Source organism: Sneathiella sedimenti (genome assembly GCF_017313765.1).
Classification (GTDB): domain Bacteria; phylum Pseudomonadota; class Alphaproteobacteria; order Sneathiellales; family Sneathiellaceae; genus Sneathiella; species Sneathiella sedimenti.
On record NZ_JAFLNC010000002.1, the window covers coordinates 40,009 to 55,071 of the forward strand.

Annotated in this window: 12 protein-coding genes; all 12 read left to right on the plus strand. The window is 54.5% G+C overall.

The window, feature by feature from the left end; all coding sequences use genetic code 11:
- The first annotated feature begins 59 nt into the window (after positions 1-59).
- Positions 60-1,916: a cation:proton antiporter gene (locus tag J0X12_RS05340; protein WP_207043029.1), complete on the plus strand. Its 1,857-nt coding sequence runs from the start codon at positions 60-62 to the stop codon at positions 1,914-1,916.
- Positions 1,917-2,418: 502 nt separating this feature from the next.
- The gene (locus J0X12_RS05345) at positions 2,419-2,883 is read left to right on the plus strand and encodes a division/cell wall cluster transcriptional repressor MraZ (RefSeq protein WP_207043031.1); all 465 of its coding nucleotides are present in this window, start codon (positions 2,419-2,421) and stop codon (positions 2,881-2,883) included.
- Entirely contained in the window at positions 2,876-3,835 is a 960-nt protein-coding gene (gene rsmH, locus J0X12_RS05350) for a 16S rRNA (cytosine(1402)-N(4))-methyltransferase RsmH (protein ID WP_207043033.1), read from the plus strand. The genes J0X12_RS05345 and rsmH overlap by 8 nt, the downstream gene beginning before the upstream one ends.
- Positions 3,832-4,236, plus strand: a complete 405-nt coding sequence (ftsL, locus tag J0X12_RS05355; protein WP_207043035.1) for a cell division protein FtsL — start codon at positions 3,832-3,834, stop codon at positions 4,234-4,236. The genes rsmH and ftsL overlap by 4 nt, the downstream gene beginning before the upstream one ends.
- Positions 4,233-6,029, plus strand: coding sequence for a peptidoglycan D,D-transpeptidase FtsI family protein (locus J0X12_RS05360; RefSeq protein WP_207043037.1), 1,797 nt, complete (start codon positions 4,233-4,235; stop codon positions 6,027-6,029). The genes ftsL and J0X12_RS05360 overlap by 4 nt, the downstream gene beginning before the upstream one ends.
- On the plus strand, positions 6,016-7,473 hold the full coding sequence (locus J0X12_RS05365) for a UDP-N-acetylmuramoyl-L-alanyl-D-glutamate--2,6-diaminopimelate ligase (protein WP_207043040.1): 1,458 nt from the start codon (positions 6,016-6,018) through the stop codon (positions 7,471-7,473). Before J0X12_RS05360 ends, J0X12_RS05365 begins: the two co-directional genes overlap by 14 nt.
- Entirely contained in the window at positions 7,466-8,902 is a 1,437-nt protein-coding gene (locus tag J0X12_RS05370) for a UDP-N-acetylmuramoylalanyl-D-glutamyl-2,6-diaminopimelate--D-alanyl-D-alanine ligase (protein WP_207043042.1), read from the plus strand. The genes J0X12_RS05365 and J0X12_RS05370 overlap by 8 nt, the downstream gene beginning before the upstream one ends.
- On the plus strand, positions 8,902-9,990 hold the full coding sequence (mraY, locus tag J0X12_RS05375) for a phospho-N-acetylmuramoyl-pentapeptide-transferase (protein ID WP_207043044.1): 1,089 nt from the start codon (positions 8,902-8,904) through the stop codon (positions 9,988-9,990). Before J0X12_RS05370 ends, mraY begins: the two co-directional genes overlap by 1 nt.
- Positions 9,991-9,994: 4 nt before the next feature.
- Positions 9,995-11,383, plus strand: a complete 1,389-nt coding sequence (murD, locus tag J0X12_RS05380) for a UDP-N-acetylmuramoyl-L-alanine--D-glutamate ligase (protein WP_207043047.1) — start codon at positions 9,995-9,997, stop codon at positions 11,381-11,383.
- Positions 11,377-12,504, plus strand: a complete 1,128-nt coding sequence (gene ftsW / locus J0X12_RS05385) for a putative lipid II flippase FtsW (RefSeq protein ID WP_420497057.1) — start codon at positions 11,377-11,379, stop codon at positions 12,502-12,504. The genes murD and ftsW overlap by 7 nt, the downstream gene beginning before the upstream one ends.
- Positions 12,501-13,640, plus strand: a complete 1,140-nt coding sequence (gene murG, locus J0X12_RS05390) for an undecaprenyldiphospho-muramoylpentapeptide beta-N-acetylglucosaminyltransferase (RefSeq protein WP_207043051.1) — start codon at positions 12,501-12,503, stop codon at positions 13,638-13,640. The genes ftsW and murG overlap by 4 nt, the downstream gene beginning before the upstream one ends.
- Positions 13,637-15,061, plus strand: coding sequence for a UDP-N-acetylmuramate--L-alanine ligase (gene murC, locus J0X12_RS05395; protein WP_207043054.1), 1,425 nt, complete (start codon positions 13,637-13,639; stop codon positions 15,059-15,061). Before murG ends, murC begins: the two co-directional genes overlap by 4 nt.
- The last annotated feature ends 2 nt before the right edge of the window (positions 15,062-15,063 follow it).

The window sequence follows — 15,063 nt, forward strand, 5'->3', positions numbered from 1 at the left end:
TCGCAATCTGCGGTATAGTGGGATTTTGGCGAAGGCGTCTCTTCACAATAGGAAAAAATATGGGGTTCTTGCGAGCGGCGGGTCTCGGAATGGTGGCGGTTTTCCTGCCTGTTTTTGCGACGCCTGCTTTTGCTGCCGCGACGGAAATGCCCTCTCTTGTCTATGACATCGGTATTAGTATTTGCATCGCCAGTATGCTCTCGATCCTCTTTGTCCGGATCAAAATCCCAACCATTGCCGCGTTTCTTGTATGCGGGATCCTGATCGGGCCGATCGGCATAAAACTCATTACCCAGCCGGACAATATTGACACAATATCTGAGCTTGGATTTATCCTGCTCCTGTTCATGATCGGGATGGAGATAGATCTTCGCCGGATGTTGCGGAGCGGCAAGATGATTATTGCCTCCGGCCTGCTGCAATATCCATTGACGGTATTGTTTGGCATTCTCGTGGCGAAGGCGCTCGCCTGGATCGGTTTGTCAACGGTGGGCGAAAACTATGATGCGCTGTATTTCGGCTTGTTCATTGCCGGTTCCTCGACTCTCCTGGTGATTAAGCTATTCCAGGAGAAATATGAACTGGATACTGAGCCGGGGCGCATCGCCCTCGGCCTTCTCGTGTTTCAGGATTTCTGGGCTATTATTGTGATTATCCTGCAGCCCTCCTTTGCGGCGCCGGAAATATTGCCTGTGCTATATACCCTTCTCGGGATCGCGCTTTTGGCCGTCGTGTCCTATTTGCTCGCCAAGAGCCTTGTGCCGCTGGTGTTTCGGTGGCTCTCCAAGGAACCGCAGATGATGCTGGTCGGCGCCCTGGGCTGGTGTTTTGCCATTGTCTTTATCGGCAATGGATTTGAGTATGTTGGTGATTTCGCTTTCGGTGAAGGCTCTCACATGTCGGTGGCTACCGGGATGAGCGCGCTGATCGCCGGTTTGACCATCGCAACGCTTCCCTATAGCCGGGAAATTGTCGCGAAGGTCGGGATTGTTCGTGATTTCTTCATTACACTGTTTTTTGTGGGGCTTGGGATGAGTGTGCCGCCGATAGAGGGGGTGAGCGTCATGGTCATTGCTCTCGCGCTTGTCTTGTTTGCCTTAGTGAGCCGCCAGCTTATTTTCTTTCCCTTGCTCTATTTTACCGGCGGCGACCAGCGTCATGCCGAGGTCGCCTCTATCCGGCTCGCGCAGATTTCGGAGTTTGGTCTTGTTATTTCCTACCTGGGGACGCAGTACGGCCATATCTCGGATGAGTTTGCGAGCGCGATCATTTTCGCCTTTATTATCACGGCACTACTGACGCCGGTACTTTACAAGCATGCGTATAATATTCATCGGTGGATGGCACCGTTTCTGCAGGCAATCGGTTTTCGAGAGCCGGAAGAAGGCGCTCTGGAAGCGGAAAAAGAATATGATCTGGTGCTGCTCGGGTTTCATCGCGTTGCGTCATCTTTGCTGCATGATATCGCCAAAAACAAGCCGGAGTTGCTGTCGCGCATTCTCGTGATTGATTTCAATGTTCAGCTTCACCCCGCGATCCGCAAGCTTGGCGCGGCGGTCCGCTACGGCGATTTGTCAAACGATGAAATTCTCCTTCATGCCGGGGTCGGGAATGCAAAGGTCGTGGTTGCCACTATTCCTGACGACATTCTTCGTGGCACCAGCAACAAGGAATTGGTGAAGGTTGTTCGGCGGATAAACGAGAAAGCAATCGTGATTGCCAATGCCGAGGAGCTTGCCTCTGCGCAAGAGGTTTATGCCTGTGGGGCGGATTATGTCTATATGGGCCGGATCAATACAGCCCGTGCCCTGGAAGAGATTATCACACGGACGATGGATGGGGCCCTTGAGGATTTTCGAAGGGATGAAGAGGAGCTTCACGGCCGCCATCATGAAAGAACGGAAATCCTAAAATAGGTCGGCTTTCGATATAAACATTGCCGATTATCTGATTTATATCAGAAAAATACGAATCACTTTGGCCTGAATTTTTGAAATCAGGCGATATTTCTCGCAGAAGTATAAATTTTCGTTTCTCCCTTTTGGCCCGAGAACGCGGACTCGTCACTCCAATAGCCCGTCGCCAAGTGACTGTGCCGTCCTTGATGAGTGATCGACAAGTCGGAACAAAAATAGAACATATATAAAATTCCCTATTACTTTCAATAAATCGATCAGGAGTTTTGATCGCAGAATATCGCTGCAGTAAAGGTCAAAATTTTACTTAAATTCCTCTGAGTTTTCTCCCGTAAATCCCAGTAATTGGGGGCGTTTCCCGTTGACTTCCATAAAATCCCATGATATTCCAAATTTATCCATTATACACCAGAAGTGCTTGTTTTTGCCGGTCTGTGTCGGAAGTTCATAAGAAATTTTCTGGGTTCTTGGGGAATGGAAAAGTAGGGGGATTTTTGGCTGTATGGCCCTGTTTCTGTCCACATATGTCAACAAGGTCGATAAGAAGGGACGGGTATCCGTGCCGGCGAAGTTCCGTGCGGTTCTTGCGTCCAAGGGTTTCGACAGTGTTGTGCTGCTGCCCACAATCAATGGCGATGCCATTGACGCCTGTGGTATGGACGTGATGGAGCGCCTTCTCGAGAAGATCGGCGGCTTTGATCCCTTGTCTGAAGATCGCGAGAGCTTTGCTGATGCACTCATGAGTGACGCTGTCGAGCTCCCCATTGATGGTGACGGTCGTATTATGGTCCCTCTGGAGCTTCTTGAAAACGCAGGTATTGAGGGTCAATGCGCCTTTGTCGGGCGGGGCGACAGTTTTCAGATCTGGCAGCCCGAGGCCTTTGAAATTCGTAAGAAACAGGCGCGTGCCCGCGCCGTCCAGAAACGTGCCTCTAGTTTGGGCGGCGAAGGGGGTGCCAATGATTAGGCAAGATGCCCCTCATATCTCTGTACTACTGCGGGAAGTTCTAGAGATTCTTGGCCCGAAAGACGGGGGTGTCTATGTGGACGGGACCTTCGGGGCTGGTGGTTATTCCCGCGCAATACTTGAGGCCGCGGATTGTCATGTCTATGGCATTGACCGCGATCCACTTGCGATTGCGATGGGCCGCGAGATGGCAGCCGAGTTTCCCGGTAGGCTGGTCATGGTTGAAGGTTGCTACGCGGATATGGAGGGGTTGCTGTCCTCCCACGGCATAGATGCGGTTGATGGAATTGCTCTCGATATCGGTGTTTCCTCCATGCAGATCGATGAGGCGGAGCGCGGCTTTTCCTTCATGAGGGAAGGGCCACTTGATATGCGCATGTCCGGTGAGGGCCGGACGGCGGCTGACGTTGTTAATGAAGAATCTGAAGCAGAACTCGCCAGGATTATATTTGTGTACGGTGAGGAGCAAAGATCGCGTGCGATTGCGCGTGCAGTAGCCGAAAGGCGCGAGTTGGCGCCTTTCAAGAGTACAGTTGAGTTAGCGGAAGTGGTGGCTTCGGTTGTTCGTCCAACAGGAAAGGGCATTCATCCGGCGACGCGTACCTTCCAAGCGTTGCGTATAGTAGTAAATGATGAACTTGGGCAGCTGGTCAAGGGCCTGGCCGCATCCGAACGACTGCTTACTCCCGGTGGTCGTTTAGCGGTTGTGTCTTTCCACAGTCTTGAAGACCGACGCGTGAAAAACTTCCTGTCAGCAAGGTCTGAAGGGCGTGCCAGGCCGTCTCGTCATGTTCCTGTCTCGGACGAGGGGCCAGCTCCCACTTTCAAGCTTATCAAACGAGGTACCTTCAAGGCTCGTCCTGATGAATTGGCCGTTAATCCGCGGTCGCGCTCTGCGCGGTTGCGTGGGGCGATCAGGACTGATGCGCCGGCCTGGACGGAGGCGGCATGAAGTTAAACCTAACAGTAATTTCTCTGGTTCTTGTTGCGGCTGTATCTTTCGGTCTCTATCAGCTTTCCTATGAGGTTCAGGAGCTTGAAAAAGACCTCAAGGCGCTCAACAAAAGTATTTCCGAAAATAAGGAGAGTGTTCGTATTCTGAAAGCGGAGTGGACCTATCAGAACCGTCCGGACGTCCTGCAGTCGCTCGCAAGCAAGTATCTGCCGTTGCTCCTGATCGCGCCTTATCAGGTGGCGTCGGTTGGCGAGGTGCCATACCCGCCTATTGACCCAGAGCAATATTCTGTTCCCGTGCCGCGCCACAACCCGCGCCGCGATTATACGCCTGTAACGCCACTGCCAAAAGGAGCAATACAGCTTGCGACCTTTACGCATGAGGGGAGCTTGCAATGAGCGAATTGACTTGGTCCACTAAGTCATCTCGCCCCCGCATTACGCTGACGCCCTCTCATGGCCACAACAATCCGGAAGATCGTCATATGGCGTTGCGGCTAGAGGGCAGTGCAAAGGAAACACTAGAGCAGGGTCGAAATCGACTTGTGATGGCCGGCGTTATCTTTGCCTTTTGTTTTGTTATCCTTGCCGGAAGGCTCGTTGGGCTGGCCATTAGCGGTATTGGTGAAGAGGACGCAATCGCCTCTGATGTTGATGCGCCTCCGCCTGTCGCAGTCGGTGAAAGCATGCGGGCAGAGATCAGGGACCGGAATGGGGTCCTGCTGGCCACTACGCTAACCACGGCATCGCTGTTCGCCGAGCCCAAAAATATTATCGACCCCAAGGAAGTTGCGGCGAAGCTTACAACGGTTCTCGATGATTTGAGCGAAGCTGCGATCCTGAGCAAACTCGCGTCGGCAAAAAATTTCGTCTGGCTCAAGAGAAACTTGACGCCAACGCAGCAGTATCAGGTAAATGCCCTCGGTATTCCAGGACTGCATTTCCGTGAGGAGGAGAAGCGGTTTTATCCGATGGGGGCGCTGGTCTCTCATGTGATGGGCTTCACCGATGTGGACAACCACGGCATTGCCGGTGTTGAAAAGTATTTTGACGACCAGCTCAGCGGGTCCCGCGACAGAGCTTCGCAGGAGTTAATGCTCTCTCTCGATGTTCGCATACAGCATGCCTTGCGGGACGAGCTTTCCCGTCACATGTCTATTTTCCGTGCCATCGGGGCGGCGGGCATGGTCATGGATGTACAGACGGGCGAAATACTGGGAATGGTCTCCCTGCCGGATTTTGATCCTAATCGGCCGAATGATTTTTCAGGGGATGCCAAGTTTAACCGGATTTCCCTTGGCGTCTATGAAATGGGCTCAACCTTTAAGACCTTTACGACAGCAATGGCGCTGGATATGGGCGTTGTTGGATTGCAGGGCGGATATGATGCGACAGACCCAATCCGCAAGGCCGGCTTTCGCATTCGCGACGACCATCCGAAGAAGCGCTGGCTGTCTGTTCCTGAAATATTTATGTATTCCTCCAACATTGGCGCGGCAAAAATGGCCGATGACGTTGGACCCAAGAAACACAAGGCATTCCTGGCGAAATTGGGCCTTCTCGACAAGCCATCTTTAGAAATTCCCGAGCTCGGTGCCCCAATTTTGCCGCCAAGATGGAATAGTCTTGAGACCATGACAATTTCATTTGGCCACGGACTGTCTGTTAGCCCCCTGCAACTCAGCACGGGGATTTCGGCGATCGTCAATGGCGGCAATTATATCAACCCAACGGTGATCCGGCGCGATAAAGGAAAACTGACGCCGGTCCGTCAGGTTATTTCTGCAAAGACCTCCGATACTATGCGGCGGCTAATGCGGCTTGTTGTTGAAAAGGGGACCGGCGGCAAGGCATCTGCTGCGGGGTACCTCGTCGGCGGTAAAACCGGTACGGCGGAAAAGGCAGTTGGCGGCCGGTATAAGCGGGATGCATTGATCGCGTCTTTCGTCAGCGCGTTTCCCATGAATGATCCGCGCTACGTCGTGTTTGCCATGCTTGACGAGCCAAAAGGTAACGCCCAGACGCATGGCTTCAGAAGCGCAGGCTGGACGGCGGCGCCGATTGTCGGGCGGTTGATTTCCCGGATTGGTCCGATCCTGTCAATCCAGCCGGTCGAGGAAGAGAGCGAGGCTGTTCAGAAGGCCATGTTTATCCCCATTAATTCACGGGAGAAAAAACTTGCGTCTTTCTGAATTGATGAAAGGCCGGGAAATTCCGGCCATGCATGATACGCATATCAAGGGGCTGACCGCGGACAGTCGCCAGGTTGAGCCGGGCTTCCTGTTTGCTGCGCTTTCTGGAAAAAGTGCTGACGGCCGTGAATTTATCGAGGATGCCGTTAAAAGAGGGGCAGTCGCCATCCTTACCAACACGTCATATGAGCCGGCGGACTGTAAGCTGCCATGTTTTCGCGAGGAAAACCCGCGCTTGATCCTGGCTCGCCTGGCGTCGCGCTTCTACGGGGCGGAGCCAGAGACGATGACGGCTGTCACCGGAACAAATGGCAAGACATCCGTGGCGTATTTTACGCGCGCTATTTGGCAGGCGATGGGTTTGTCCGCGGCGAGCATTGGGACACTTGGTGTCATGATGCCCGACCAGACGCTGCCCCTCGGCTACACGACTCCCGAGCCGGTCCTTCTGCATAAAACGCTTACCTATCTCGTCGGTCATGGAATTCAGCACGCGGTTATCGAGGCGTCTAGTCATGGGCTTGATCAGTATCGCCTTGACGGAGCGCGTATAAAATCTGCCGCTTTTACCAATCTGACGCGTGACCATCTTGATTATCACGCGTCATCCGAAGGCTACCTGAATGCGAAGCTTGGCTTGATCTCCCGCGTTCTTGATAAAACGGGAACGGCGGTTCTTAACGCGGATTCGGAAGTCTATCCCGCCTTTTTGCGGGCTGCCAAGGATCGCGGCGTGAAGATCATTTCCTATGGTCGGGCGGCAAATGACCTCAAGCTCATTGATCTCGCGCCTGAAAGCGCGGGGCAGGTTGTGACAGTGGAAATTTTAGGAAAGCGGCAGGAAATCATGTTGCCGCTTGCTGGTGAATTTCAGGTCATGAACGCTCTTTGCGCCCTCGGTCTGGTGATTGGCGCGGGCGGTGACCCGGCCGCTGCCAGCAAGGCGCTTTCAAAAGTGACCAATGTGCCGGGGCGGCTTGAACTGGTTGCGACGCTTGCGAATAACGCCGCGATCTATGTTGATTATGCTCACTCGCCTGACGCGCTGGAAACCGTGCTCGAAGCCGTTAGAAGCCATGCAAAAGGCAAAATTCACGTGGTTTTCGGATGTGGCGGTGACAGGGATAAGGGCAAGCGCGCGGAAATGGGGCGTATAGCCGGTCTTTATGCGGATCGGGCCATCGTGACGGACGACAACCCGCGCACTGAAGACCCTGTTCAGATTCGGGCGGAAATCATCGTTGCTTGCCCGGACGCCCTGAATATTGGTGATCGTTTTGCGGCGATTGAAACAGCGATCAAGGCTCTCGGGCAGGAAGATATACTCGTTGTGGCCGGGAAAGGTCATGAGGAAGGCCAGGTTATCGGGACGCAAACCATCCCGTTTAACGACAAGAATGCCGTTCACGAGATCGTCGCGGCGTTAGGGGGCGAAAATGTCTGACCAGCCACTTTGGAAAGGGATCGATGTTATCGCCGCTGTTGGTGGAAAAGCCGACCGGGAAGACTGGACGGCGTCCGGCGTCTCCATTGATAGCCGCTCCCTTGAAAAAGGGGAGTTGTTTGTTGCGATTGTTGGCCCAGTGCATGACGGTCATGATTTTGCTCGCGCTGCATTTGATAAGGGCGCGGCGGCATTGCTGCTGAGCCAACGGCCTGATGACCTGCCGGCGGAGGCGACTGTTATTCTTGTGGATGATACCTTGCGTGCGCTTGAAGATCTGGGGCGCGCCGCCCGGGCGCGAACAAAAGCGCAGATCGTTGCGGTCACCGGCAGCGTTGGCAAGACAGGCTCCAAGGAATCGCTTTTACACATTTTGTCGCGGCAGGGAAAAACCCATGCCAGCATCGGCAGCTTCAACAATCACTGGGGCGTGCCACTGTCGCTTTCGCGCATGCCCGAGGATACTAAATTCGCCATTTTCGAGCTTGGCATGAACCATCCGGGTGAGCTTGGTCCCCTGTCAAGAATGGTCCGTCCGCATGTCGCGTTGATCACCACGATTGAAGCCGTTCATCTGGAGTTTTTCTCGGATGTCGAGGCAATTGCCCATGCGAAAGCGGAAATATTCGAGGGTCTGACCTCCAGCGGCTCGGTTATTCTCAATGGAGATAACAGCTATGGCGGCCTTTTGAAGAGCATTGCGGCGAATGCCGGCATTACACATATCCTGACATTTGGTGAAAAGTCTGAAGCGGACATCCGTCTAACTGATTTTACGCTTTACCCCGATTACAGTGATGTCGCGGTCAAGATTGCGTCCCATGAGGTGTTTTTCCGCCTGGGTGTGCCAGGTCGCCACTGGATCAGTAATATTCTCGGCGTATTGGGTGCGGTGAGCGAGCTTGGCGCCGATATCGAAAAGGCGGCGGATGCTCTTAGCAATTTGCAATCCCCGAAAGGGCGGGGTGCACGTCATATGGTGCCTTGTTTCGGGGGCAGCTACATGGTCGTTGATGAAAGCTACAATGCCAGCCCGGCCTCCATGCGCGCGTCTTTGGAGGTCCTGCATAACCTCCATCCAGACGGCAACGGGCGGCGTATCGCTGTTCTTGGCGATATGCTGGAACTGGGCGAGAAATCCGCAGATATTCATCGCAGCCTGAAAGCGGATGTGTGCGCGGCGGGAGTTGACCTTCTGTTCACCTGCGGACCGAATATGGCGCAACTGTCAAAATCCATGCCTAGCACTATCGGCACACATCATGAAGAGACATCGGATAGGTTGATCAATCCCTTGCTGGAGGTAATCGGTGCCGGTGACATTATTCTAATCAAGGGCTCGCTTGGCAGCAAAATGCGTATCCCGCTCGATGCCCTGCTAGAGCGCCGCCCCGTCGTCATGGCGGGCGCCGAACAGAGGGGGCGCTGATGCTCTATAACCTTTTATTCCCGCTGGCCGAAGATTTTACACTCTTCAACCTATTCCGTTACCTGACGTTTCGAACCGGTGGCGCGGTGATGACGGCGCTGTTGATCAGTTTCATATGTGGTCCGGCGGTTATTCGCTGGCTGAAAAGCAAGCAGCATCGCGGACAGCCGATCCGTAACGATGGGCCGCAATCTCATATTATCGCCAAGCAGGGCACCCCGACGATGGGGGGCTTCCTGATCCTTCTGGCGCTTGGGATCAGCACATTGCTCTGGGCGGACCTGAAAAATATCTATGTCTGGGTGGTACTGCTGGTCACGCTTGGGTTTGGCGCCATCGGCTTTGCCGATGATTATCTGAAAGTCAGCCGCCATAATACCCGGGGTCTCCCCGGGAAACTCAAGTTGCTGCTGGAACTACTGATCGCCGGATCGGCCGGTTATGTCATCATGGCAAGCTCACCGATGGATATATCGGGTGTGCTGACCATCCCGTTCTTCAAGAATGCGATTATCAATCTTGGCTGGTTTTATATCCCTTTTGCCATTTTGGTGACAGTGGGGGCAGGGAACGCTGTTAACCTGACCGATGGCCTAGATGGCCTTGCCATTGTTCCGGTTATGATTGCTGCCGCCTCCTTTGCGTTGATTGCCTATCTGGTAGGTAATGCCGTCTTCTCGAATTACCTCCAAGTCCAATATGTCCCGGGTTCTGGAGAGTTGACCGTATTCTGTGGTGCCTTGATTGGTGCCAGTCTCGGGTTCCTTTGGTTCAACGCGCCTCCTGCCATGGTTTTTATGGGCGATACCGGCTCGCTTGCCATGGGCGGTGCGCTTGGCTCCGTCAGCCTCGTCGCGCGGCATGAGATTGTGCTGGCGATCATTGGCGGACTGTTTGTGTTGGAGACCGTGTCCGTAATTGTTCAGGTGGCGTCCTTCAAGCTGACGGGGAAGCGTGTGTTCCGGATGGCGCCGCTGCATCATCACTATGAACAGAAGGGCTGGGCAGAGCCGACAATCGTAATCCGGTTCTGGATTATTGCCGTTATCCTCGCCCTTATCGGCCTCGCATCGCTGAAGTTGAGGTAAGGGGATGATGCAGAGCCATTCATATCAGCATAAGAACATCGCCGTATTCGGTCTGGGCAAGAGCGGTATGGCAACGGCGCGCCAGCTTCACCTTGGCGCAGCGCATGTTTTTGTCTGGGATGATAATGAGGCCCGGCGCCAAGCAGCGCAGGAGGCTGGCCTGATCGTGCAGGACCTGACGGAGAATAGCTGGCCGGAGGCAGAGGCGCTGGTCTTGAGCCCGGGCGTCCCCCTTACCCATCCGACACCGCACCCCGTTGTGAACCTTGCCAAAAAGGCCGGCGCTGCCGTTATTGGCGATATTGAAATATTCCTGCAGGAGAAAGAGGCGGGACGGATAATCGGTGTGACCGGCACCAATGGGAAATCGACAACGTCAGCGTTGATACATCACCTGCTCGCGTCCGCCGGAAAATCCACAGCTCTTGGCGGAAATATCGGTACGCCGGTCATGGACCTGCCGGAGCTCGAACTAGAGGGATGCTATGTTCTGGAGCTGTCGTCCTACCAACTGGATTTGACGCCTTCCTGGCAGGCGGATGTGGCGATCCTTCTCAATATTACGCCTGATCATCTGGATCGTCATGGTGACATGGAAGGGTACGCAGCTGTCAAGAAGCGCATCTTCCAGCACCAAGATGAAAATGGTATCGCAATCATCAATATCGATGATCCGATTTGTGAGCATATTGCGACCTGCCTTGCTATTTATGGTGAAGGTAAGCTTGTTCCCATTTCGACAGAGACGTCAGTTTCTGGCGGAGTGAGTGTCATTGACGGCCGACTCGAGGACCTGTCGGTTGGCGATCAATCTTGGACGATGGATATTTCAAAGATTGGTTCCTTGCGCGGCCGTCACAACTGGCAGAATGCCGCGGCAGCAGTTGCTGCCGCGCGGAGTGTCGGGTTAACGCCTGAAGAAATCAGGTCAGGCCTTCAGTCCTTCGGGGGCCTTTCTCACCGCATGGAAGAAGTGGGCCGCTGCGAAAATATTCTGTTCATCAACGATTCCAAGGCGACGAATGCGGAAGCGGCGGAGAAAGCCCTGACCAGTTTTGGCAACATCTTCTGGATTGCCGGGGGCCGACCAAAAGCGGGCGGTATTTCCTCGCTAGCACCACATTTTGGCAGAATACGAGAAGCTTTCCTGATTGGCGAGGCTGCGGACCAGTTCGCTGAGACGCTGGACGGAAAGGTTCTTTACCGGAATTGCGGTGATTTGACCAAGGCTGTGCAAATGGCTGCGCAGGCTGCACAGAAAGCAGGGCATAAATCTTCCGTTGTGCTGCTGTCTCCAGCGGCTGCGAGTTTCGACCAATTCACCAGCTTTGAGGCCCGGGGCGATGCGTTTCGAGCCGCCGTCCAGCAATGGATCAAGGAGGCGCAATCGTGACAACCTTTACCCGTCTTGATCGTTCTATAGTCGGAAGCTGGTGGTGGACTGTCGATCGCTGGACGCTTGTCGCGGTAGGATTGCTCGTTGCAATGGGCGGGGTGATGGTCTTGGCGGCAAGTCCGGCTATTGCGGCCCGACTTAACCTTGACAGCTTCCATTTCGTGCGGCGCCAGTTCATGTACCTGCCAATGGCCGTGATGATAATTTTCGCCATCTCACTGCTCTCGCCTCTCTGGGTGCGGCGGCTAGCGGTTGTCAGTTTCGTCTTTTTCTCCCTCCTGACAATTGCCACCCTGCTGGTCGGGCCTGAGGTAAAAGGCGCGCATCGCTGGCTGCAATTTGGCAGTTTTACCCTTCAGCCAACCGAATTCCTGAAGCCGTCATTTGCAGTTGTCGCCGCCTGGATGTTTGCGGAGCAGCGTCGGAGCGATGAAATACCGGGTAATTTGATTTCCATGGTGTTGTTCGCCTTTGTTGTTACCCTGCTGCTCCTGCAGCCGGATGTCGGCATGACGCTGGTTGTTTCCGCTGTCTGGTTCGCCCAGTTTTTCCTCGCGGGTCTACCCATTATCTGGGTTGTGATGTTTGTTGTCGTCGGCATTGTCAGTGCCGCCGCGGCCTACAGCCTGTTTCCCCATGTGGCAAGCCGTGTCGATCGGTTTATGGATCCGTCGGGCGGCGGCAACTATCAGATTGAGCGCGCGATGGAGGCGTTCCAGACCGGTGGCTTTTTCGGAGTCGGGCCAGGGGATGGCTCGGTAAAACGTCAACTGCCAGATGCGCATACTGATTTTATCTTCGCCGTTTTGGGGGAGGAATTTGGCGTCGTCATCTGCCTTCTCGTTGTTGCCCTTTTCGCGTTTATTGTCCTCCGTGGCTTCAGCCGCTTGCTGGAAGAAAAGAACTTTTTTGTCGTTCTCGCCGCGGCCGGCTTGCTCACCCAGTTCGGGTTACAGGCAGTAATTAATATAGGGGTCAATCTGCGCCTGATGCCGACAAAGGGAATGACACTGCCCTTTATCTCCTATGGCGGTTCATCAATGTTTGCGCTCGCCCTTTTAATGGGCATGTTGCTCGCGCTCAGCCGTCGCCGTGCTGGTACGGGAGAGCTAAGATGACGCGCCTGAATAAGCAGATAGTCTTGGCGAGTGGCGGTACGGGCGGGCATATATTCCCCGCCCGCGCGCTTGCGGAAGAACTGACGTCGCGGGGGTTTGAGGTGACGCTCATAACCGATATGCGCGGCGAGAAATATGACGAGCTTTTCCCCGGAGTTACCGTTCTCCAGGTCAAGTCCGGCTCCCCGTCTATCGGAGGACTTGTCGGGAAAGTGAAGGCCGTTGGCGCCCTGATTCTCGGCTTCCTGCAATCACGCAAAATGCTGCGCCGGATAAAACCCTTAGCAGTGGTGGGATTCGGCGGATACCCCTCCATGCCCCCGGCGGCTGCCGCGGCAAGTCTGGGTATTCCGCTGGTGCTGCATGAGCAGAATGCCGTGTTGGGCAGGGTGAACAAGTTGCTGGCGGGTTATGCGAAGATTATCGCCACATCCTTCGATCACACCGAGAGTCCGGACAACGAGACCGCGAACAAGATGATCTATACCGGCAATCCTGTCCGGCGAGCAATTCTTCCACTGTTTGGTAAGGGCTACATTAGCCCGGCACCAGGCGGCCCTATTAATCTGCTCGTTCTTGGCGGTAGCCAGGGGGCGACCATCCTGTCTGAAGTCGTGCCGCTCGCACTGATTGCCCTTCCTGATGACCTGAAGGCGCGCCTCCATGTGACGCAACAATGCCGCGCTGAAGACATTGAGAAAGTTCGCGCTCTCTATCTGGAGAATGGAATAGAAGCGAAGTTGGGTCGCTTTTTTGACAATGTCGCGGAACTGCTGGAAACATGCCATCTGGCCATCACCCGTTCGGGCGCGTCGACGCTGTCTGAATTGACGGTGGCTGGGCGACCGTCGCTCCTCGTTCCCTATAAACATGCCATGGACGACCATCAGCGAAAGAACGGTGAGAATGCTGTGGCGCGTGGTGCCGCTCGGCTTGTCCTGCAGGATGAATTCACGGTTGAAGAAGTAAGCCGCCAACTGACTTACCTTTTTCACCATCCGGACTGTCTGTCGGTTATGGCAAATGCCGCGACAAGCCTTGGTGAAATTCACGCGGCAGAGAAACTTGCCGATCTGGTCGAGCGGTTCAAGCCCGCCAATAGTGACAATGAGAAAAACGGAAAGGCCGCCGCATGAGAAAGCTACCCCTGGATATGGGCCTTGTTCATTTCGTCGGTATCGGCGGAATCGGAATGAGCGGTATCGCGGAAGTGATGCATACTCTTGGCTACCAGGTGCAAGGCTCAGACCTAGCCGCCAATGCTAATGTTGAACGCCTGCGCGGCCTTGGCATCACGGTGCATGTAGGCCATGACGCAAAAAACCTGGGGGAGGCCCAGGTCGTTGTGATTTCCTCTGCGGTGAAGCCGGACAATCCCGAAGTGCGTGAAGCAAGGAGCCATCTGATACCGGTTGTTCGCCGGGCGGAAATGTTGGCTGAATTGATGCGGTTGAAATCGGCGATTGCCGTTGGCGGTACCCATGGCAAGACAACGACAACTTCACTGCTGGCGAGCTTGCTCGATGCGGCGGGGATGGAGCCGACAGTCATAAATGGCGGTATTATCAATGCTTACGGGACCAATGCCCGCCTCGGTAAAGGCGAGTGGATGGTGGTCGAGGCGGATGAGTCCGATGGCAGTTTTACGAAATTGCCGGCAACCATTGCTGTGGTAACCAATATTGATCCGGAACATCTGGATTTTTATGGCGATTTTGATGGCGTGCGTGAAGCCTTCCAGACATTTGTCCAGAATATTCCCTTTTACGGGTTCGCCGCGGTCTGTATCGACCACCCCGAAGTTCAGGCGCTGATCGGCCGGATTTCGGACCGACGGCTTGTTTCATATGGACGCTCTCCGCAAGCGGATTACCGGGCAACAGATATCCGGTTTGCAGACGGGCATGCGCATTTCAATGTAGTGCTAAGCGATCGTATTGAAGGCGACACCCGTGAAATGAAGGGATTCGAATTGCCCATGCCCGGCGTTCATAATGCCATGAACGCGCTTGCGGCGATCGCGGTCGGCATGGAAATGGGCTTCTCGGAAAAAGACCTAAAGAAAGGCTTACGCAATTTTGGCGGGGTCAAACGCCGATTTACAAAAACAGGCGAAGTGAATGGCGTCACCATAATCGACGACTATGGCCACCATCCTGTTGAAATCGCGTCGGTTCTTTCCGCCGCGCGCCAAGCCTATGACAAAAAGGTGATCGCCGTCGTGCAACCGCACCGTTATTCGCGTCTTCATGACCTGTTTGAAGAGTTCTGCACCTGCTTCAACGATGCGGACACGGTCATCGTGGCGGATATTTATGCCGCGGGTGAGGCACCATTTCCAGGGATTGACAAGGAGCATTTCGTCGAGGCGCTTCGCGCCCGAGGGCATCGCCATGTCCTGTCTCTGGACGGACCGGAGGCACTGCCCGCCATGGTCAAGGAAAACAGTCACCCTGGTGATGTCGTTGTTTGTCTGGGGGCGGGTTCTATTTCAGCTTGGGCCAATGTATTGCCTGCGAATCTCGAAAAGCTGAGGGGCGAGGAAAAGGTAGGATGAAT

Excerpts from the sequence above, each read along its gene's own strand:
- J0X12_RS05360 (WP_207043037.1), top strand. The coding sequence starts at position 4,233 with ATGAGCGAATTGACTTGGTCCACTAAGTCATCTCGCCCCCGCATTACG.
- murG (WP_207043051.1), top strand. The coding sequence starts at position 12,501 with ATGACGCGCCTGAATAAGCAGATAGTCTTGGCGAGTGGCGGTACGGGC.
- J0X12_RS05345 (WP_207043031.1), top strand. The coding sequence starts at position 2,419 with ATGGCCCTGTTTCTGTCCACATATGTCAACAAGGTCGATAAGAAGGGA.
- J0X12_RS05370 (WP_207043042.1), top strand. The coding sequence starts at position 7,466 with ATGTCTGACCAGCCACTTTGGAAAGGGATCGATGTTATCGCCGCTGTT.
- murC (WP_207043054.1), top strand. The coding sequence starts at position 13,637 with ATGAGAAAGCTACCCCTGGATATGGGCCTTGTTCATTTCGTCGGTATC.
- murD (WP_207043047.1), top strand. The coding sequence starts at position 9,995 with ATGATGCAGAGCCATTCATATCAGCATAAGAACATCGCCGTATTCGGT.
- rsmH (WP_207043033.1), top strand. The coding sequence starts at position 2,876 with ATGATTAGGCAAGATGCCCCTCATATCTCTGTACTACTGCGGGAAGTT.
- J0X12_RS05340 (WP_207043029.1), top strand. The coding sequence starts at position 60 with ATGGGGTTCTTGCGAGCGGCGGGTCTCGGAATGGTGGCGGTTTTCCTG.
- ftsL (WP_207043035.1), top strand. The coding sequence starts at position 3,832 with ATGAAGTTAAACCTAACAGTAATTTCTCTGGTTCTTGTTGCGGCTGTA.
- mraY (WP_207043044.1), top strand. The coding sequence starts at position 8,902 with ATGCTCTATAACCTTTTATTCCCGCTGGCCGAAGATTTTACACTCTTC.